19 protein-coding genes are annotated in these 18373 nt (G+C 36.9%); 9 read left to right on the top strand and 10 right to left on the bottom strand.

Translation table 11 applies throughout. The features are described 5' to 3' along the window. Positions 1 to 146: 146 nt before the first annotated feature. Complete coding sequence (gcvP, locus tag HX109_RS02430; protein ID WP_178949629.1) at positions 147 to 2996, bottom strand: aminomethyl-transferring glycine dehydrogenase; 2850 nt, start codon at positions 2994 to 2996, stop codon at positions 147 to 149. Positions 2997 to 3133: 137 nt separating this feature from the next. On the opposite strand from gcvP, the gene HX109_RS02425 reads away from it, so the two are divergent. Beyond that, entirely contained in the window at positions 3134 to 3946 is an 813-nt protein-coding gene (locus tag HX109_RS02425; protein WP_178949628.1) for a hypothetical protein, read from the top strand. On the opposite strand, the gene HX109_RS02420 is transcribed toward HX109_RS02425, so the two are convergent. Continuing rightward, positions 3943 to 4197, bottom strand: a complete 255-nt coding sequence (locus HX109_RS02420; RefSeq protein ID WP_178949627.1) for a hypothetical protein — start codon at positions 4195 to 4197, stop codon at positions 3943 to 3945. The genes HX109_RS02425 and HX109_RS02420 overlap by 4 nt on opposite strands. Then, entirely contained in the window at positions 4194 to 4754 is a 561-nt protein-coding gene (locus HX109_RS02415) for a sigma-70 family RNA polymerase sigma factor (RefSeq protein ID WP_178949626.1), read from the bottom strand. The genes HX109_RS02420 and HX109_RS02415 overlap by 4 nt, the downstream gene beginning before the upstream one ends. A gap of 102 nt (positions 4755 to 4856) precedes the next feature. Between HX109_RS02415 and HX109_RS02410 the strand changes: the two genes are divergently transcribed. Then, the gene (locus HX109_RS02410; RefSeq protein WP_178949625.1) at positions 4857 to 5240 is read left to right on the top strand and encodes a rhodanese-like domain-containing protein; all 384 of its coding nucleotides are present in this window, start codon (positions 4857 to 4859) and stop codon (positions 5238 to 5240) included. Between the two features lie 67 nt (positions 5241 to 5307). On the opposite strand, the gene HX109_RS02405 is transcribed toward HX109_RS02410, so the two are convergent. Further along, positions 5308 to 6255 (bottom strand): aldo/keto reductase, encoded by a 948-nt coding sequence (locus tag HX109_RS02405; RefSeq protein WP_178949624.1) that lies wholly within the window; start codon positions 6253 to 6255, stop codon positions 5308 to 5310. Positions 6256 to 6349: 94 nt separating this feature from the next. Next, positions 6350 to 7252 carry a site-specific tyrosine recombinase XerD gene (gene xerD, locus HX109_RS02400; RefSeq protein WP_178949623.1) on the bottom strand — a complete coding sequence of 301 codons (903 nt, stop codon included), beginning with the start codon at positions 7250 to 7252 and terminating at the stop codon, positions 6350 to 6352. A 127-nt stretch (positions 7253 to 7379) separates the two neighbouring features. Between xerD and HX109_RS02395 the strand changes: the two genes are divergently transcribed. From HX109_RS02395 to HX109_RS02380, 4 genes are all read left to right on the top strand, one after another. Then, a complete protein-coding gene (locus HX109_RS02395; RefSeq protein WP_178949622.1) occupies positions 7380 to 7973 on the top strand; it encodes a porin family protein in 594 nt (197 codons plus the stop codon). Positions 7974 to 8101: 128 nt separating this feature from the next. After that, on the top strand, positions 8102 to 8677 hold the full coding sequence (locus tag HX109_RS02390; RefSeq protein WP_178949621.1) for a porin family protein: 576 nt from the start codon (positions 8102 to 8104) through the stop codon (positions 8675 to 8677). A 94-nt stretch (positions 8678 to 8771) separates the two neighbouring features. After that, the gene (aroQ, locus tag HX109_RS02385; RefSeq protein WP_178949620.1) at positions 8772 to 9185 is read left to right on the top strand and encodes a type II 3-dehydroquinate dehydratase; all 414 of its coding nucleotides are present in this window, start codon (positions 8772 to 8774) and stop codon (positions 9183 to 9185) included. Between the two features lie 163 nt (positions 9186 to 9348). Beyond that, the gene (locus HX109_RS02380) at positions 9349 to 10077 is read left to right on the top strand and encodes a diphthine--ammonia ligase (protein WP_178949619.1); all 729 of its coding nucleotides are present in this window, start codon (positions 9349 to 9351) and stop codon (positions 10075 to 10077) included. Positions 10078 to 10352: 275 nt separating this feature from the next. On the opposite strand, the gene lpdA is transcribed toward HX109_RS02380, so the two are convergent. Beyond that, positions 10353 to 11744, bottom strand: a complete 1392-nt coding sequence (gene lpdA / locus HX109_RS02375; protein ID WP_178949618.1) for a dihydrolipoyl dehydrogenase — start codon at positions 11742 to 11744, stop codon at positions 10353 to 10355. 245 nt (positions 11745 to 11989) lie between these two features. Here lpdA and HX109_RS02370 point away from each other — a divergent pair, with 245 nt between their 5' ends. From HX109_RS02370 to HX109_RS02360, 3 genes are all read left to right on the top strand, one after another. Next, positions 11990 to 13501 (top strand): carboxypeptidase-like regulatory domain-containing protein, encoded by a 1512-nt coding sequence (locus HX109_RS02370; protein ID WP_178949617.1) that lies wholly within the window; start codon positions 11990 to 11992, stop codon positions 13499 to 13501. Between the two features lie 119 nt (positions 13502 to 13620). Beyond that, the gene (locus HX109_RS02365; RefSeq protein WP_178949616.1) at positions 13621 to 14469 is read left to right on the top strand and encodes a VOC family protein; all 849 of its coding nucleotides are present in this window, start codon (positions 13621 to 13623) and stop codon (positions 14467 to 14469) included. Positions 14470 to 14485: 16 nt separating this feature from the next. Beyond that, positions 14486 to 14665: a hypothetical protein gene (locus tag HX109_RS02360; protein ID WP_178949615.1), complete on the top strand. Its 180-nt coding sequence runs from the start codon at positions 14486 to 14488 to the stop codon at positions 14663 to 14665. Between the two features lie 44 nt (positions 14666 to 14709). Here HX109_RS02360 and HX109_RS02355 read toward each other — a convergent pair whose 3' ends face one another. The 4 genes from HX109_RS02355 to HX109_RS02340 are packed head-to-tail and all read right to left on the bottom strand — an operon-like array spanning position 14710 to position 18352. Beyond that, a complete protein-coding gene (locus tag HX109_RS02355) occupies positions 14710 to 15393 on the bottom strand; it encodes a hypothetical protein (RefSeq protein WP_178949614.1) in 684 nt (227 codons plus the stop codon). Positions 15394 to 15396: 3 nt separating this feature from the next. Continuing rightward, entirely contained in the window at positions 15397 to 17022 is a 1626-nt protein-coding gene (locus HX109_RS02350; RefSeq protein ID WP_178949613.1) for an ArnT family glycosyltransferase, read from the bottom strand. Continuing rightward, entirely contained in the window at positions 17015 to 17638 is a 624-nt protein-coding gene (locus tag HX109_RS02345; protein ID WP_178949612.1) for a lipid-A-disaccharide synthase N-terminal domain-containing protein, read from the bottom strand. Before HX109_RS02345 ends, HX109_RS02350 begins: the two co-directional genes overlap by 8 nt. Further along, on the bottom strand, positions 17639 to 18352 hold the full coding sequence (locus HX109_RS02340; RefSeq protein ID WP_178949611.1) for a glycosyltransferase family 2 protein: 714 nt from the start codon (positions 18350 to 18352) through the stop codon (positions 17639 to 17641). Between the last annotated feature and the right edge of the window lie 21 nt (positions 18353 to 18373).

The raw sequence follows: 18373 nt of genomic DNA, 5'->3' as shown, positions 1-18373 counted from the left end.
AGATATTTGAGAAATGCGTAAAAAAAAGTGTCATACAAAGCTTATCGAAGGGTGATTCCTTAAGCGGGAATGCTCTGATAGGCTGGGTATGACACTAGTTTGTTGTTTTTAACAGCTACTTAAAAGATGCCTTGCTTTGCAATATTTTAAGCTTCCATATATTCTTCTATAGGAGCGCAAGTACACATTAAATTACGATCTCCATAGGCTTCGTCTACACGTCTAACGGTAGGCCAAAACTTATTATCTGCAATATATTCCATTGGAAATGCCGCTTTCTCCCTAGAATATGGAAACTCCCAATTGTTGGCCGTTACCATTTTCAAGGTATGTGGAGCGTTCTTTAAAACGTTATTGTTATCTCCTTCTTCCAGTTCTTCAATCTCCTTGGTAATAGCTATTAAAGCATCACAAAAACGATCGAGTTCTGCTAAGTTTTCACTTTCCGTAGGTTCAATCATCATGGTTCCAGCTACTGGGAAGGAAACCGTTGGTGCATGGAAACCATAATCGATAAGTCGTTTCGCAATATCGGTTACCTCGATACCTTTAGCTTTAAACGGGCGACAGTCGATAATCATCTCGTGGGCGGCTCTTCCTTTTTCTCCAGTGTAAAGCACGTCAAAAGATCCGCTGAGCCTGTTCTTAATATAATTGGCATTTAAGATAGCGGTACTGGTTACTTGTTTTAACCCTTTGGCCCCCAACATTTTTATATATCCATAAGAGATAAGGCATACTAAAGAGCTTCCCCATGGTGCAGCAGAAATGGCATCAATAGCATTTTCACCACCTGTTTTAATTACCGGGTTCGATGGTAAAAACTGTACTAAATGTTCTGCGACGCAGATTGGGCCAACACCGGGACCACCACCACCATGTGGTATGGCAAAAGTTTTATGAAGGTTTAAATGACAAACATCTGCCCCAATAGTTGCAGGATTGGTAAGTCCCACTTGAGCATTCATATTGGCACCATCCATATAAACCTGTCCGCCGTTGTCGTGTATCAATTGAGTGATTTCTTTAATGGAAGACTCAAAAACACCGTGCGTTGAAGGATAAGTAACCATCAATGCAGCTAGATTTTCTTTATATTTTTCTGCTTTTTCCCGCAGATCTTCTATATCGATATTTCCTTTGTCGTCTGTTTTGGTAACCACTACTGTCATACCAGCTAATACTGCTGATGCAGGATTGGTACCATGGGCAGAAGCAGGGATTAAACAGATATTTCGGTGCGATTCGTTGCGGGATGCGTGATATGCACGAATTACCAACAAACCGGCGTATTCCCCTTGAGCACCAGAATTTGGCTGAAGCGACGTACCAGCAAAACCAGTAATTACGTTTAATTGCTCTTCAAGTGTCTTTAATACTTCTTGATACCCCTGCGCTTGCTCTACCGGTACAAATGGGTGAATATTTCCCCATTCATCCCAACTAAGAGGGAGCATTTCAGAAGCGGCATTCAACTTCATGGTACAAGATCCCAAGGAAATCATAGAATGATTTAAAGCTAAATCTTTACGCTCTAATTTCTTGATATAACGCATGAGGGCCGTTTCGGAATGATACGAATTAAATACTTCGTTTTCCAAGAACGGAGAAACACGTGCCGTTCCATTTAGAATGGCTGTATTTTCTATAAGCTTTTCAATTTTAATCGTATTTTTCCCAGCTGCATCGGCAAAAATCTGAACGATAGCATTCAAATCTTTTAACGTAGTTGCTTCATTTAGGGAAATGGCCACCTTATCGCCATCTACATATAAAAAGTTTACATCTTCCAGTTCTGCAATGCTCTTAACATTTCGAGCATCTGCTTTAACTAAAATAGTATCAAAATAAGAATCGTTCAGCTGATCGTAACCTAAATCCGCTAGTGCCTTAGAAAGCGCTGTGGCAGAATTGTGTACTTTATCAGCAATATATTTAAGTCCTTTAGGGCCGTGGTAAACCGCATACATTCCAGCCATCACCGCTAGTAAAACTTGAGCGGTACAAATGTTGGATGTGGCTTTGTCCCTTTTAATATGTTGTTCCCTAGTTTGCAATGCCATGCGGAGGGCACGGTTGCCGTCCATATCTTTGGTAACACCTATTATTCTACCGGGAATATTTCTTTTGTAAGCATCTTTAGTTGCGAAAAAAGCGGCATGCGGACCTCCATATCCCAAAGGGATACCAAAACGTTGAGTAGTTCCCACAACTACTTCTGCCCCAAATTCCCCTGGAGGGGTAAGGTTTACCAAGCTTAAAATATCTGCAGCAAAAGCCACTTTTATTCCTTTTTCGTTTGCTTTTGAAACAAATTCTGAATAATTAAAAATAGCTCCATATTTCCCTGGATATTGCAGAAAAGCTCCAAAATAATCCTCAGAAAAATCAAAAGATGTATGGTCTCCTACAACCAATTCTATCTCTAATGGCGAGGCATGTGATTTTAAAACCGATAGGGTTTGTGGTAAAACTTCTTCGGAAACAAAAAACTTATTGATGTTGCTTTTCTTTTGATCCCTGCTTCTTGCCCCAAATAACATCGACATGGCTTCTGCGGCAGCAGAACCTTCATCTAAAAGGGAAGCATTGGCCAACTCCATTCCGGTAAGGTCGCAAATCATGGTTTGGAAGTTTAATAAAGCTTCCAACCTTCCTTGAGCAATTTCTGCTTGATAAGGAGTGTAAGCGGTATACCAACCCGGATTTTCCAAAATGTTTCTCTTGATTACCGAAGGTGTGATAGACTCATGGTATCCTAAACCGATATAGGTTTTAAATACTTTGTTTTTAGCCGCAAGCTGTTTTAAATGCGCCAAATACTCATATTCTGTCATCGCTTCCGGAAGATCTAAATCCGACTTTAATCGGATTCCATCTGGAAAGGTTTCATAGAGAAGCTCATCCATGTTATTTACACCAACTGTAGAAAACATGGTGTTTAAATCATCTTCTTGTGGGCCAATATGGCGGGTAACAAAAGAATCTGTTTTCATTATAACCGTCTAAAAATGTTTTAATTTGCGCAAAAGTACATATAATTATGGTTAAAAAAAGTACTTTTAAAACGGCTTTAACTAAAGTTTTAAACACCCTTTAATGGAATTAACATTTATATGGCTATTTTGTTGAAATGAAGCTACTTAAGTATATTTTTAATTTTTATCTGGATACCAGTATACACGTTGCATTGAGCGTTTTTGCACTTGCGCAGGTTACGTCTCTTTACTTCAATATAAATTTCGATCCAAATATAAGTTACGCCTTGTTTTTTGGAACAATTGTGGAATACAGTTTCATAAAATACAGTCCGCTAGCAAAACATTATGTGTTCGTAACCCAAAAATACATTCGAGGCATTCAAATTTTTAGCGGTATTTGCCTGCTTATCGCCCTATATTATATTTTTAAATTGAATATTGAAACGCTTATAACCGCTTCGGTTTTGGTGGTGCTTGCCTTTTTATATGTGGTCCCGGCAATTTCTTCCCAAAGGAATTTTAGGAGTTTAAAAGGAATTAAAATTTATATTGTAGCCATTACTTGGTCGGTGTCTACCGTTATTTTACCACTATTGAATAATGATGTGGAATTAAGTTCGTCTGCTTACTTAGAGCTGGTGCAAAGATTTGTATTTATTATTATACTTATTATCCCTTTTGAGATTAGGGATTTAAACACCGATGAGCCGTGGTTACGAACTTTGCCTCAGGTTTTAGGGGTAAGGGGAGTAAAGTGGTTGGGGGCTATTTTAATTGTGTTGTTTTTAGTTCTAAGTTATATCAAGACAACTACAATTAATACTGTATTTCTGGTGGAAGGATGTGTCGGACTTTTACTGCTTTCGGCGATTATTTCGGCAAAAAAGGAGCAATCTTCTTATTACGCCAGTTTTTTTGTAGAAAGTATATCCATACTTTGGTGGCTCATGCTATTGGTTTTCTAGCTTTCTTGAGATTCCAAGCGTTTCTTCATTTCACTCTTTTTCTGTTCATCCAGGGTTTTTATCTGTGCTTCCTTACAAAGTTCGGTAAGCTTCATATTACGCTTTGTATAAGACTTAGTTGCCCTGCACCATAAAAGCCTAAGATTTAATTTTAATTTTTCCAGCAAACTGGCCTCTCCGTATTGCACCTTATCGCAAATGTGTTTGGCCTCTTCGCAAGAGATAAAGAAAACATTTTTTTTAGTACTCATTTTTTAAACCAATTATTTTCTAAACAATCCATTAAAGCGGTTCTGGCCCTGTGGATTATCACCCATAAATTAGACGCAGAGATATTTAATTCTTTACAAATATCTTCGGTATCCATGCCTTGAATTGTTTTTTTTATAAAAACATCTGCTTGTTTTTTTGGCAATTTCATCAGGCATTCCTGTATGGCAACACCCAATTCTTCATTTTGCAGGGTGTCTTCCGCATTCATATCAAATGGGTCTGCCACCCGGTCTTCCAGCCAATCGCCCTCTTCATCTTCTCTATTGGAAAAGCCCATTTTTACTTCAGCTTTCCCTTTTTTGGAATTTATTTTTCTATAATGATCTATAATTTTTCTTTTCAGTATAGAAATCAACCAAGTGCGTTCTGCAGCTTCCCCTTTAAAATTTTTAGCAGATTTTAAACCAGCCAAAAAGGTTTCTTGTACCAAATCTTCTGCTACGATACTATCGTTTACGCGAGAAATGGTATAATTAAAAAGATAGTCTGCATAGAGATCTACCCATTTTGAAGGATCAAGTTGGTTCTTAGCCACGCAATTTTAATTTTATTTCAAAAGTATGATAAAAAGTTTAATTATCACTTTCGTAGTTTTGTAGTATAACAAGGAACGAAACCGCTTTTTAATTTTAGTTAGATGAACGTTAAAAGTTTTATTTTTTTTCTGCTGACAATTTCTTTTCAGCAGATGACCGCACAAGTGAAGCAAATGGAGATTGCCAATTTTCAAGGTGCCCATACAGCCGATGTGGTTTTAATAGATGTGCGCACTCCTGAAGAGTTTGAAGGCGGACACCTTAAACAAGCTAAAAATATCGATTACCGAGCTCCTGGCTTCGTAAAGGCAGTTTCGAAAATTGATGCCTCAAAAAAGATTTATCTTTATTGTAAAGCAGGAGGGAGAAGTGCAAAAGCATCTAAGGTGTTGGATTCTTTGGGTTATACAAATGTAACCAATCTAGACGGTGGGTTCGATGCATGGAGCGAAAGCGGCGGTGAAGTAGTTAAAAATAAGCGGTAAAATTGAAAAAGGCCCGATTTTTCAATGTTGAAAATCAGGCCTCTTAATGAGTTGTATATATAAAAGTCTACTCGTCGTAAATGTTATGGTAGGGGCTTCCTTCCATTTCAAAGAACTTACCATCTACATATCGATAGTGTTCATTTAGTTTTCTAATAGCGCTTACATTCTTTTCGGTAAGCTCTACATCGTAACTTTCTAAATTCTCTTTTATCCTTTTAGGGTTGGTGGACTTCGGAATTACTGCCGTTCCCCTGCTTAAATGCCAAGAGATAAGAACCTGTGCTGGCGAACAATCGTGCTCTTTGGCAATTTCAATAATAGTCTCGTTTTCCAATAAATTCGGTTCGTCATCTTTTTTCATGTCTTGCGAGCGATCTCCAGAACCTAAAGGTGAATATCCTGTTAAGATAATGGAGTTATTGTCGCAAAATTCCAACAATTCTTCCTGTTGCAAAAGCGGGTGTAACTCTACTTGGTTTACCTCTGGCTGTAAATTGGCATCTACCAAAAGGTCTTTTAATTTTTCTATACTGAAGTTGGATACGCCAATACTTTTTACCATACCCTTTTCATGAGCTTCCTCCATCTTTTTCCACGTTTCTATAATGGGAACTTCTTCTAAAGATAAAAAATCTTCTGCCTTTTCTGGGAAACCTACGCCTTCTTTAAAAGCCACAGGCCAATGAATGAGATAGAGATCCAGATAATCCAATTGTAAGTCGTTCAGGGTTTTTTGCAATGCAGGGATTACCTTGTCCTTTTCATGGGCGTTATTCCAAAGTTTGGAGGTAATCCATAAATCTTCCCTTTTTACCAAACCATCGGCAAATGCTTTGTTTAGGGCTTCACCTATTTCTGCTTCATTACCGTAAACTGCTGCGCAGTCAATATGTCTGTAACCAACTTTTATAGCTTCGATAACGGCTTCTCCTACTTTTCCGGGATCAGATTTCCACGTTCCTAAACCAATAGCTGGTAACTTTCTGTCATTTTTTAATGTATAAAATTTCATCTTTTTCTATGGGTTTTTATGTTATTAACTTTGAGTGTAACCGTTGGAAGTATAAATTTCCAAATAAAAAGACAGAATTAGCGATAACAAAAAGTTAAAAATCCTTTCTGGGATGGTGCTTGTCGATTACCCGAGCAAGATCATTACGGTTAAGGTGCATATAAACCTCGGTAGTGGTGATGCTTTCATGCCCGAGCATTTGTTGTATGGCGCGGAGGTCGGCTCCGTTTTGCAGCAAATGGGTAGCAAAAGAATGTCTAAAGGTATGCGGACTCACATTTTTTTTAATGCCTGCTTTTACGGTAGCGTTCTTAATAACCGTAAAAACCATGGCGCGGGTAAGGCTTTTTCCCCTTCTATTCAAAAAAACAAAATCTTCAAATCCTTTTTGAATATTAATATGTGGCCTAACTTCGTTGATATAAATAGCGATGTATTTAATCGTGGTATTTGCAATTGGTACAAAGCGTTGCTTGTCTCCTTTCCCGCTTACCTTAATAAAGCCCTCTTCAAAGAAAAGATCAGAAATTTTAAGAGCTACCAGCTCCGAAACCCGCAATCCGCAACTGTATAAGGTCTCGAGCATTGTTCGGTTTCGTTCCCCTTCGGGAGTGCTTAAATCTATGGCCGCAATAAGGGCATCTATTTCATCTTCTGCAAGGGTATCTGGGAGTTTGCGCCCCACTTTGGGAGATTCTATTAATTCGGTGGGGTTGTCTTTTCGGTAATCTTCAAAAATTAGGTAGTTAAAAAAACTTTTGAGTCCAGAAATTAACCGTGCCTGGGAACGCGGATTAATGGTTTTTGCAGTTTCGTAAATAAATTCCTGAAGGTTTTCCGTAGAAATTTGAATCGGGGAAACTGCCATGTTGTTCTGTTCAAGAAAGGATATGAGTTTTTGGATGTCTAAACAGTAATTGGTTACCGAGTTTTTAGACAGTCCCCTTTCTATCTTTAAATAATTCTCATAATCTTTAAGGGCATGGTTCCATTTCATATGGTAAAATTAAGCTAAAGTTGAGAAAGTATTTTAGAAAACTTTGGTAAGCTTTTAACAATGGTCTAACATATTTTTGTAGTCCTATACTGTACTTTAGCGGAACAAATCTTAAAAAATATTAAATATGAAAAATTACTTTTTTATTGCCATAGCGCTTGTAGCGTTTTCTTTTAGTTCGCATGCACAGGATATAAGATTGGGTGCAAAAGGTGGATTTAACTTTGCCAATTTTCGCGGCGATGATGCTGATGACGCTGAGGTAAGAACTTCATTCTTTGTAGGAGGTTTAGCAGAATTTAAATTTTCTGAAAAATTTGCGTTCCAACCAGAAATCTTATACTCTTCTCAAGGGGCTGAAGGAGATTTTGGAGGGGAAGATAATATAAAGGCCAAATTGGGATATATTAATTTTCCATTAATGGGAAAGTACTTTGTTACAGACGCTTTTAGCGTAGAAGTGGGGCCTCAAGTTGGAGTTTTGGTTTCAAAGGAATGGGAAGCTAATGGCGATGACAGTTCTTTATCTGTCGATCCAGATGATTTCTATAAAGATATAGACTTCGGATTGAATTTTGGAGTGGGTTATGAATTTTCAAACGGAATTTTCCTAACAGGAAGATACAATTTAGGACTTTCTAATGTGGTTGACGATGGCGACGATTTCGATTTCGAACAAAAGAACGGTGTTTGGCAAGTAGGTGCTGGATTCTTTTTCTAGAAGTAAAAAAGATACGAAGTAAAACGGAGGCAATCGCCTCCGTTTTTTTTGATACTAACCTCAAGAAATATAAAAAATTTAAAATTTTTACTCTATTTTAGCACTCTAAATCTTTAAACTAATTACTAATGAAAAAATTATTTTTAACCGCATTAGCCCTAACTGCTTTTGCAATTTCAGCAAACGCCCAAGATTTTAAAATAGGCGCCAAAGCAGGTTTAAACATTGCTCATCTACGTGGGGATGATGCTGAAGAATTTGGTTCTCGGACTTCTTTTGTGGCGGGGGCAGTTGCACAATTTCCAATTTCCGAAAAGTTCTCTTTTCAACCAGAATTATTGTACTCGGCTCAAGGAGCTAAAGAAGGGAACGAAACATTGAAGTTTGATTACTTAAATGTGCCCTTAATGGGAAAATATTATGTTGCAGATGGCTTTAGTATTCAAGCCGGACCTCAAGTAGGTTTTCTATTATCTGCCAAAGCTAAAGGTGAAGAAGGGGATGTTTCAGCTGAAATTGACGTAAAGGACGAATTAAAAAATTTAGATTTTGGTTTGAATTTTGGATTGGGTTACGAATTCCAAAATGGCCTTTTTATAGATGGAAGATATAACTTGGGTTTAAGTAATATTGTTGAAGACGATGATGTTGAAGAGGTATACAACGGTGTTTTTCAATTTACTTTAGGATATTTCTTCTTTTAATCTTATTTGGTTACTGCAACAAAACATAACGGAAGCCTTTTGGTTTCCGTTTTTTTTATTCTTTATTTTTTACTTTTACTAAAAATAGATTTTCATGAAATTACTTCTCTTAAATGGCCCAAATTTAAATCTCTTAGGAAAACGTGAGCCCGAAATTTACGGTTCCCAGACTTTTGAAGACTATCTTGAAAAGCTTCAGCAAAAATTTAAGGATATTCAAATAGAATACTATCAATCTAATATAGAAGGTGAAATTATCAATAAGCTGCATGAAGTAGGGTTTGATTATGATGGGGTTATTTTAAATGCAGGGGCTTATACACATACGTCCGTTGGCATTGGCGATGCAATAAAAGGTATTTCAACCCCTGTTGTTGAGGTTCATATTTCCAACACCTTTGGAAGAGAAACCTTTCGGCATCAATCGTATATTTCTCCAAATGCCAAGGGGGTTATCCTTGGGTTTGGAATGCAAAGCTACGATTTGGCGATACAAAGTTTTTTATAAACGTCTTCACGAACGTAACGCAGTGAAGTGTGGTTCTGCCATAAGGCAGACGGGGATCCCCTAACTAAAGTAGCTACTTCCTTTTGGGAGACTGCCGCACTGCGCTACGCTCCGCTCGCAGAGACATCTGCTTATTTTTAATCTAAAGTAAACGAAAATCAAAATGCCCAATAAAACCTATTTCAACTGGAGCACGGGGAAGGACAGTGCTTTGGCATTGTATAAAATGCAAGAACAATCAGCTTTTAATATAGACCTTTTAGTAACTACGGTAAATTCTGACCTTAACCGGGTTTCTATGCATGGTTTGCGAAACGATTTATTATTCAAACAAGCTGAAAGCATTGGTATTCCGCTTAAAACAATTGAGTTATCAGGCGATGTATCAATGAAAACTTATGACAAGGTTATGAAAACTGCCATGAACGAATTACAGCAAGAAAGCTACACGCATACGGTATTTGGAGATATCTTTTTAGAGGATTTAAAAAAATACCGGGAATCTAAATTGGGGGAAGTAGGCATAAAACCAGTATTTCCATTATGGAAAATGGATACCAAAAAACTAATGGAAGAATTTTTAGATTTGGGCTTTAAAGCCATTATTGTAAGTGTTAATGCAAAACTTTTGGACGAATCATTTGTAGGAAAGGTAATCGATAAAAAATTTATAGAGGAATTACCCGAGGGGGTAGATGTCTGCGGGGAAAACGGGGAATTCCACACTTTTGTGTTCGACGGTCCTATTTTTAAAAAACCTGTAAATTTTGAGATTGGGGAAAAAATATTAAAGTCGTATTCCCCTTCAAAAAATCAAGACGACTCCTGTTTTCAAGATGACGATGAAATTACTTGGGATACTTCTTTTTGGTATTGCGATTTGGTAGGATAAATATAAAATAAAATGTCACCCTGAGCTTGCCCGCCTGCCGGACGGGCAGGTCGAAGGGTAATTTCTTGTTAAAAATGCTTCGACAAGCTCAGCATAACATCTTAACAATAACTAGCAAAATTTGGGAGATTGCCAAATACTAACGCCTTTCATGATGATGTCCTCATAATAATTTTTTTAAAATCATAAAAGGAAGTCTCACCCAGCAACTATAAATAAAAAGCAGGATAATCTATTAAGACAATCCTGCTTTTATATTTTTAAGAAAAGGTGTTTTAAATATGAATCACCTCATCATAAGCGGCAGCCACAGCTTCCATCACCGCCTCACTCATCGTTGGGTGTGGGTGTACTGCTTTTAATACTTCGTGTCCTGTAGTTTCCAGTTTTCTAGCTACCACAGCCTCAGCAATCATATCGGTTACTCCGGCACCAATCATATGGCAACCTAACCATTCTCCATATTTGGCATCAAAAATCACCTTTACAAATCCGTCTGGGGTTCCAGAAGCTTTTGCCTTACCACTGGCAGAAAATGGAAACTTACCAACTTTAATATCGTACCCTTTTTCTTTTGCTTGTTTTTCGGTGAGACCTACAGAAGCAACCTCTGGCATACAATAGGTACACCCTGGAATGTTTCCATAGTCTAGTGCTTCCACATGCATTCCTGCTATTTTTTCCACACAAAGAATTCCTTCCGCAGAAGCAACGTGTGCCAAAGCCTGCCCGGGAGTTACGTCTCCAATAGCGTAATATCCTGGTATGTTGGTTTGGTAATAATCGTTTACTAGAATTTTATCTCTATCGGTAGCAATACCTACATCCTCTAAACCGATGTTTTCGATATTGGTTTTAATACCTACCGCAGAAAGCACGATATCGGCCTCTAAAACTTCCTCGCCTTTTTTGGTTTTAATAGTGGCCTTAACGCCATCGCCAGAAGTATCTACTTTGGTTACCTCTGCAGAGGTTTTAATTTTTACACCGGCTTTTTTAAAACTACGCTCCAATTGTTTGGAAACATCTTCGTCTTCTACCGGAACGATATTAGGCAAATACTCAACTACGGTTACTTCCGTTCCCATAGAGTTATAGAAATAGGCAAACTCAATCCCGATAGCTCCACTTCCAACCACGATCATTTTTTTAGGTTGCTCTGGAAGGGTCATCGCTTCGCGGTAACCAATAACCTTCTTACCGTCTTGAGGTAAGCTTGGCAGTTCCCTAGAGCGGGCTCCAGTGGCGATTATAATGTGGTCTGCGCTGTATTCTGTAGTTTTTCCGTCTTTATCTTTAACATCGATCTTCTTACCCGATTTTAGCTTCCCAAAACCTTCAATAACATCGATTTTATTTTTCTTCATTAAAAACTGAACTCCCTTGCTCATGCCGTCGGCAACCCCACGGCTTCTTTTTACAACGGCTTCAAAGTCTTTATCTACGTCACTTACTTTAATACCGTAATCGTCTGCATGCTTTAAATATTCGAATACTTGAGCCGATTTTAAAAGGGCTTTTGTAGGGATACATCCCCAGTTTAAACATACACCTCCTAGGTTTTCTTTTTCAACAACAGCGGTCTTAAAACCCAACTGCGATGCGCGAATAGCGGTAACATATCCACCAGGTCCACTTCCTAAAACGATTACATCGTATTTACTCATATCGTAGATTTTTTAATTATCTGAAATTTTGCGGGTACGAAGTTAAGGAATAACTTTCTAAAGGGTAAATATTTTTGATTTTTTGACATGCCTTTCACAAAGAAAGACATGGTTACTCCCGGATGTAACAATTTGTATTTTATGAAATTAATGTTAAATAATTACAAAACTTGTATAACGAAACTATAAATAGTGCAAAAGCTATTTTTCTATTGTCTATTTTCATTCCACATTAAAATATTTATATGAAAAAAGTTTACCTCTTTTTATTTCTGATTGTTTTGTTTTCTGAAGGCATTTCTGCACAAAAAACCATTTCAGCAAAAATTATAGACGCTACTACCGAAGAACCAATACCATTTGCCACCATTTCCTTAAATGATAAAACAGGGGTAATAAGCAGTGAAGATGGGGAGTTTACCATTAATATCATTAAAGAAATTGAAGCAACCGATTCTTTGTATATTAGTTGTTTGGGCTATGAAGAGAAAAAGTTTGCAGTAAACAATTTTGAGGCTTCCGAGGTTTCACTAAGCACAAAAGACATTGAGCTTGATGAGGTGGTGCTTTTAAACAAGAATTACACGGTAGAAGAAATTATGGAGAAGGTGGAAGACAGTTTAGAGAAGAACTACGACCATAATTTTTTTAAACAAAAAGTTTTTTACCGAAGTGCCGACCACGCTACCATTTTAAATAATTATATTAAAATAAAAGAAAGTAGCATTCCAGAGATCAATCAAGCATTTTCTGATAGTATTTCCCGCTCCATTCCAAAAAGTACTTCTTACTATACCGAAATTTTAGCCGATTTGTATGGCAAAATACAGGAAGACGAACAAGAGGTGAAGCTGGATATTATAAAAGCATCTGAGTTGTATGATAAAAACAACTCACTTTCTTATGAAGCCATAGAAGCCAAGTTGCAAAAAATAATGCGTAAGCATGTAAAGCGTGATTCTTACTTTAAAATAAAATCGGGTATCATAGGAGGGAAATCAGAAATAGATTCTTCTTTTTTCGAGGATGAGTCCATGGATACCTTGGTAGAATATCAAAAGAAAAAGGAAAAAGAGAAGAAAGAGAACTTTTTAAACTACCGCACCAGTCAAATAAGTTCACTGCTAAAAGATAACTTTCTTTATGAAGATTCTGACCTTAATTTTATTCATAAATCCAGAAAATACGATTTTGAATTGAATGGGCTTTTATACTTAGACAATGATTTGGTTTATAAAATAAATTTCAAACCAGATGGAGGTGCCGATTACAAAGGCGTTATGTATATAAATGCTTTCGACTTTGCTGTAATTCGCCTAGAGTATGAAAACGTAAAACCCATCAAAAAATTTAATCTGTTTGGGGTTTCTTATTACGAGTACCTTCAAAAGGGAGTCATTTTGTACGCCAAAAACCAACGGGGTAAATATGCATTGAAATATCAAGAAGAAACCAAGGGACAAAAGGTGGGGTTTGATCGTCCTCTAAAAATTATTGAAAAGAATAAAAATGTAGACGGAAGAAGAAAACAAAACGAAGTTTCTACCCATGTGGATTTCACACTGCAAAATATAGAGAAATTTGAGTTAGTGGTATTTGAGGATACAGCTATAGAGTCACAGCAATTTGAAAACTTTACACCCGAACCAAACATTGCCCCCGTTTATTTGCCAAATTACGATCCTTCTTTTTGGGAAGGATATAATATTATTGCACCCAACGAAGCCATAAAAAGTTTTACCAGTATTAAAGAGTAAAAAAATTAAAAAACAAAAAGCGTATTGGGTTTGGGAACATACATTTCATTGATATATTTATAGTTACACTTCTAATTTTTTAGTTAACTTTACTGTAAGCATCTTTAAAAGAGTTTATTATGAGAAAAGCAACAATGGCCATTTTAGCTATAATTTTCGTTATGCAATTTGGTTTTTCAAAAGACCGGGTGGAACCAAAAAAAGAAATTCTCTTTAATTCTTACCAAGAATACGGTGGGGTAGTATGGTATAACTTGGTAACCCCAAACATAGCTTCTTCAAAAGCATTTTATCAAAAGCTTTGTAAATGGACATTTAGGGATGTTATTATAAAAGGCCAGAAACTGGCGATCATTTCCAACAACGGTCAAATTATAGGAAGTATGATAGAGATTAAAAAAGCGGATGCTTCCGCTTGGATAGCCTCCATACAAACCGATAATATAGATGCTTCCATAAGCGACTTCGTAAATAAGGGTGGTCGCGTTATTATAGATAAGTTTAAAGTGAGTGATAATGTGGGTCAACAGGTTATTGTGGAAGGGCCTCTTGGTGAAAAATTATCTTTTATAGAAACCATAAACCCGAAAATGAACCTGTTGGAGAATAAAGAGGGTAAATGGATATGGCAGGAATTGTGGACCACCGATACCGAAACCAGCGAAAAATTTTATACGGAAGTTTTTAATTTAACGACTACCATGACAGACGACGATGGAAAGCCTTATTGGGTTTTAATGGATGGGGATAAAAAAATTGCCGGACTTATGAAAAACCCCTTAAAAGGTGCTAACACCCAGTGGGTACCCTACATTAAAATTAGCGACATAGACGGAGCCTATAAACTTCTTTCTTCTACAGATGCCTATGTGTATTTAAAACCTAATCCAGAAGTTAGAAACGGTAATATTGTGGTGTTCCAAGATCCGGAAGGAGCAACGCTTTGTTTAGAAAACTATACCAAATAATTTAAAATTTTAAAAGATGAAGTATTTATTAAAAATCTTAGCCGTGGTATTTCTAATTTGTTCCATGTACACCTTGGTCTCTTGTTCCAATGCGCATATTGCGAGTAGTGCAGGAGTAGATGTTGTTTGGGGCTCTCATGGCCCGAGGGTAGTACCAAGCATGAGCATTGGTGTTTATGGTGGTGGCAGGAGATAACTTTTTTTAACAGTTACTCTCCTGAAAAACTTTATGCCAAACAGCTATTCGACATTCTTTACATATTCCTTTTCAAAAATAAATCCGTTAAGCGGATAGAGAAAAATCAGGAAGAAAATAACGCCGAAAGCAAATTCATAAACTTCCCATTTTCTGTCTGGAGGAATAACAGCAACCAATATGGTAGAAACTATAAAAGCAATAGTTTGATGCCATTTTACTACCGGAACTGCAAAACTATCTGCTAGGTTTTTTACCCATGCCATTTTTTTATATAGTATTGGAACAACAATTAAATAAATTACCATGGCTACCATTAGCAGCTGGCTGAAAATAATTTTATTGACCTTTTTACCTCCGACAACAAGATTGTGCAAATTGGTTTCACCTTGAGCGTTATTGGCAATAAAATATTCGCTGGATTCAATCCCAAAAATACGCTGTCCCCATGAAATTTCTTCGCCCGCTCCAAAAAAGAAAAGTATGGCAAATAGAAAAACGCCAATTTTCCAAGTGGTCGATTTTCCTTTGCTTATGGTGAATAAACGAAAAAGGCAAAGTAAACTTATACACAAAAGCATAATGGCCGTTCCCCATTCTACGGTATGGTCTTCTGCCGTAAAGGTGTTGTTGAAATATTCTGGATTGGTAAACCCTAAGTATAAGCTGTAAATAAAAATAATGGCTAAAAAAGCGTACCCTAATTTTTCGGTTCTATTGAGTGTCATAATCTACTGGTTCTTTTTTACAACGTAATATTTACTGGTAAGCCTGTCTTTGTAGGCTCTTTCACCCGGACTAGCGGTATAGTTTATATCAAAAGTTTCTTTAAAATCTATGGAAAAATCCGTTTCAAAGATACGTTTAAATTCTTCTTCGTTTGCGGGATTTACTAAAATTCCGAATTCATTTTCCTCTGGAATGCTCAACTTTTTTCCATGTTTAATTTCTGGCGCAGAATGTCCCAAATGCCAAATCATTTCAGGAGAAGGCTCTCCAATAGAATAAAGTGGAAGTTTGGTACTCAACTTACTTATGTTGTTAAAGGTGGCATTGGTATTAAAAGTTTTGGCCAAAGGAAACCCTACTAAAATTATTACGGCTATAAAGCTAATTGTTAGGTAAAATACATTTTCTATGTTTTTCTTCCGAAGGAAATAAAATATGGCTAATCCTATTGAAAATAACAGTACTGAAGTTAATGAAAAAACAAATAAAAAGCCGTCTACTTTCTCTTGAAGAAATATAAATCCGCCAATGGGAAACACTATCCCAATAACCGCTATGAGTCCGAAATTAAAATACACCGGAAATTTCTCAGCCTTTTTTAAGGAGTTAAAATGAAGGATTAAATATTCAATATAAAAAGCAGTATTCAATGCCATTGGGATTAACACAGGTAAAAGATAACGAGACTTTTTCTCTGGAATTATGGAGAGTAAAACTACCGCTGCCATGGTCCACGTGAATGAAAATAGATATGCTTTCTTGTCACTTACTTTATTTTTTAAGTATGGAAATAGCAAGGCTACAAATGCGGGGATTGTCCAAATACCACTTTGGGTAAAGAAGCTCCAGTAATAATAAAAAGGACGCACATTATAGCTGGTCCAATTTCCAGCTTCTTCCGTAGCTATTTCCAAGAAAGATTCAGGATCTGCGTAACGCACATAAGCAAACCAAGAGATACCGATTAGTAGTCCTAAACCCAACATCGTTAAAAATGGCAGGATACGGTTTCGTTTTAACTCGCTTTTGTAGGCGACGCCGAAAGCAATTAAAAATGGAAGCCAAAGTGCATAGAGGGAAACGGGCCCTTTACTTAAAAAGGAACAACCAAAAAAGATACCTCCTAAAATTGCATTAAGCCATTTATTCCGATCAAACTTTACTGTTTTTATCAAGAAATAAATACTTACGACCATAAAACTATGGGTGAAAATATCCCATTGACCGTTTCTTCCAGAAAAAATAATATAGAACGAAGTTGGTAATATTAAAGCAGCATAGAAACTCAGTTTTTTATTTTGAAAGAGTAGTACGGCTATTTTATAAACGAAAAATACCAATACAATGGCTGATAACGAAGCGGGTAGCCGTAGGGCAAAAAGATTATGAACCCCAAAAATATAGGCGCTTATGGCTGTAAGCCAAGTGGGTAGTGGTGGTTTCTCGTAGCGTGGATAATCGTTCATGGTAGTAAGTACCCAATTTCCTTGATGAAGCATTTCCCTGGCGGTAACAAAATTTCGAGCTTCCATTATATTTACATAAATAACATCTAGATTGGCCAAGAAAATTACTGCACAAACTAGAAGTATGATTTTTATGGAATGTTCTTCTATAATTTTAGTCATGTTGTTTTTTTAGGATCAATAAATTTCGAACATAAATAACACTTCCCAAGGAATGGCCCACGAGTAGCACAGGATCTTTTCTAAAGATAGCATAACTCAATATCATGAGGGCTCCCAATAAGCTAAGAAGCCAAAACCCAGCGGGGAGTGAGGATTCTTTTCTTCTTTCAGAATAAATCCATTGATAAATAAACCGAAAAGTGAATAAAACCTGTGCCACAATTCCTAAAATAAGCAGCCATAGCGGGATTTCCTCATTTTTAAAAAGATCATCAATATCGTAAACATTGTTGTTATAACCGTAAATAACAATCAATATGGGGAAAATAGCCAAAAATATACGTAAGGGCAAAGGCGATTTCTGCCATTCCCCCTGTAATTGTAAGTTTCTTATATAAATAAAATAGGTGAGTATTTGGCCAAGCATAATGGCAAAATCGTCCCTTAGCCAACCATAGACAAACAAAAGAAAGGAAGCGAATAAACTAAGTTTCCAAAACAAAGCTGGGGTGATTACCTTTTTACTTTTTTCTGAAGCCAACCATTGAAAAATAAGGCGTCCCGAGAAAAGTATCTGTGCCAAAAAACCAACAGCATATACAAGCCAGTTAGACATTTATCCTTTTTTTGCGATGGTGTAGTTAATGTATTTTTTTTTCATCCAAAGGTAAGCGAAACAGTCCTGTAGCGGACCGATAAGTCGGTTCCAAAATCCGAATTTTGCCGTACCTGCCATCCGTGGAAAATGCCGTACCGGGATTTGTATTATTTTGCCCTCTTGCAACAAAATCATGGCCGGTAGAAAGCGATGCAGACCATTAAACATAGGAATCCGTTTGGCATAATCCGTTTTTATAACCTTTAATGGGCAACCAGTATCGTCCATGCCGTCGTGTGTAAATGTCCTGCGAATCCCATTGGCAATGGTAGATGACATATTTTTAACAAAAGAATCCTTTCGTTGTGCCCTAACGCCGGTTACCAAGTCGTAATGTTCAATATGTTTCAATAGCAGATTAAAATCTTCGGGAGTGGTCTGTAAATCGGAATCAATATAACCGAGCAAAGGGGTGTCCACATGATCGAATCCTGCTTTAATTGCTGCACTGAGTCCTCTGTTTTCTAAAAAGGAAATATAAGTGAAATGGGGGGAGCGCGCACAAATAGCTTCTATTAATTCCTGACTTCTATCTTTAGAACCGTCGTTTACAAACAGAACTTTAGTCGGTTTACTGGCTATCTCGAAATATTTATTAAATTCTTTTTCAACACGTTCCAAATTGTCTTCTTCATTGTAAACCGGAACTATTATTGTAAACTCGTAATCCATATAATTAAGGCTGTTGCTTGT

Origin of the sequence: Galbibacter sp. BG1 (assembly GCF_013391805.1) — a bacterium.
Lineage (GTDB): Bacteria > Bacteroidota > Bacteroidia > Flavobacteriales > Flavobacteriaceae > Galbibacter.
The sequence above is the reverse complement of the archived record's forward strand: the minus strand, read 5'-3'. Positions and strand labels throughout refer to the sequence as shown.

What these genes read in the sequence shown, in the direction of transcription:
- gcvP (WP_178949629.1), bottom strand. Translation starts at nt 2,996, where the DNA reads ATGAAAACAGATTCTTTTGTTACCCGCCATATTGGCCCACAAGAAGAT.
- lpdA (WP_178949618.1), bottom strand. Translation starts at nt 11,744, where the DNA reads ATGAGTAAATACGATGTAATCGTTTTAGGAAGTGGACCTGGTGGATAT.
- HX109_RS02355 (WP_178949614.1), bottom strand. Translation starts at nt 15,393, where the DNA reads ATGACACTCAATAGAACCGAAAAATTAGGGTACGCTTTTTTAGCCATT.
- HX109_RS02365 (WP_178949616.1), top strand. Translation starts at nt 13,621, where the DNA reads ATGAGAAAAGCAACAATGGCCATTTTAGCTATAATTTTCGTTATGCAA.
- xerD (WP_178949623.1), bottom strand. Translation starts at nt 7,252, where the DNA reads ATGAAATGGAACCATGCCCTTAAAGATTATGAGAATTATTTAAAGATA.
- HX109_RS02345 (WP_178949612.1), bottom strand. Translation starts at nt 17,638, where the DNA reads ATGTCTAACTGGCTTGTATATGCTGTTGGTTTTTTGGCACAGATACTT.
- HX109_RS02370 (WP_178949617.1), top strand. Translation starts at nt 11,990, where the DNA reads ATGAAAAAAGTTTACCTCTTTTTATTTCTGATTGTTTTGTTTTCTGAA.
- HX109_RS02425 (WP_178949628.1), top strand. Translation starts at nt 3,134, where the DNA reads ATGAAGCTACTTAAGTATATTTTTAATTTTTATCTGGATACCAGTATA.
- HX109_RS02360 (WP_178949615.1), top strand. Translation starts at nt 14,486, where the DNA reads ATGAAGTATTTATTAAAAATCTTAGCCGTGGTATTTCTAATTTGTTCC.
- HX109_RS02380 (WP_178949619.1), top strand. Translation starts at nt 9,349, where the DNA reads ATGCCCAATAAAACCTATTTCAACTGGAGCACGGGGAAGGACAGTGCT.
- HX109_RS02410 (WP_178949625.1), top strand. Translation starts at nt 4,857, where the DNA reads ATGAACGTTAAAAGTTTTATTTTTTTTCTGCTGACAATTTCTTTTCAG.
- HX109_RS02420 (WP_178949627.1), bottom strand. Translation starts at nt 4,197, where the DNA reads ATGAGTACTAAAAAAAATGTTTTCTTTATCTCTTGCGAAGAGGCCAAA.
- HX109_RS02405 (WP_178949624.1), bottom strand. Translation starts at nt 6,255, where the DNA reads ATGAAATTTTATACATTAAAAAATGACAGAAAGTTACCAGCTATTGGT.
- HX109_RS02340 (WP_178949611.1), bottom strand. Translation starts at nt 18,352, where the DNA reads ATGGATTACGAGTTTACAATAATAGTTCCGGTTTACAATGAAGAAGAC.
- aroQ (WP_178949620.1), top strand. Translation starts at nt 8,772, where the DNA reads ATGAAATTACTTCTCTTAAATGGCCCAAATTTAAATCTCTTAGGAAAA.
- HX109_RS02390 (WP_178949621.1), top strand. Translation starts at nt 8,102, where the DNA reads ATGAAAAAATTATTTTTAACCGCATTAGCCCTAACTGCTTTTGCAATT.
- HX109_RS02395 (WP_178949622.1), top strand. Translation starts at nt 7,380, where the DNA reads ATGAAAAATTACTTTTTTATTGCCATAGCGCTTGTAGCGTTTTCTTTT.
- HX109_RS02350 (WP_178949613.1), bottom strand. Translation starts at nt 17,022, where the DNA reads ATGACTAAAATTATAGAAGAACATTCCATAAAAATCATACTTCTAGTT.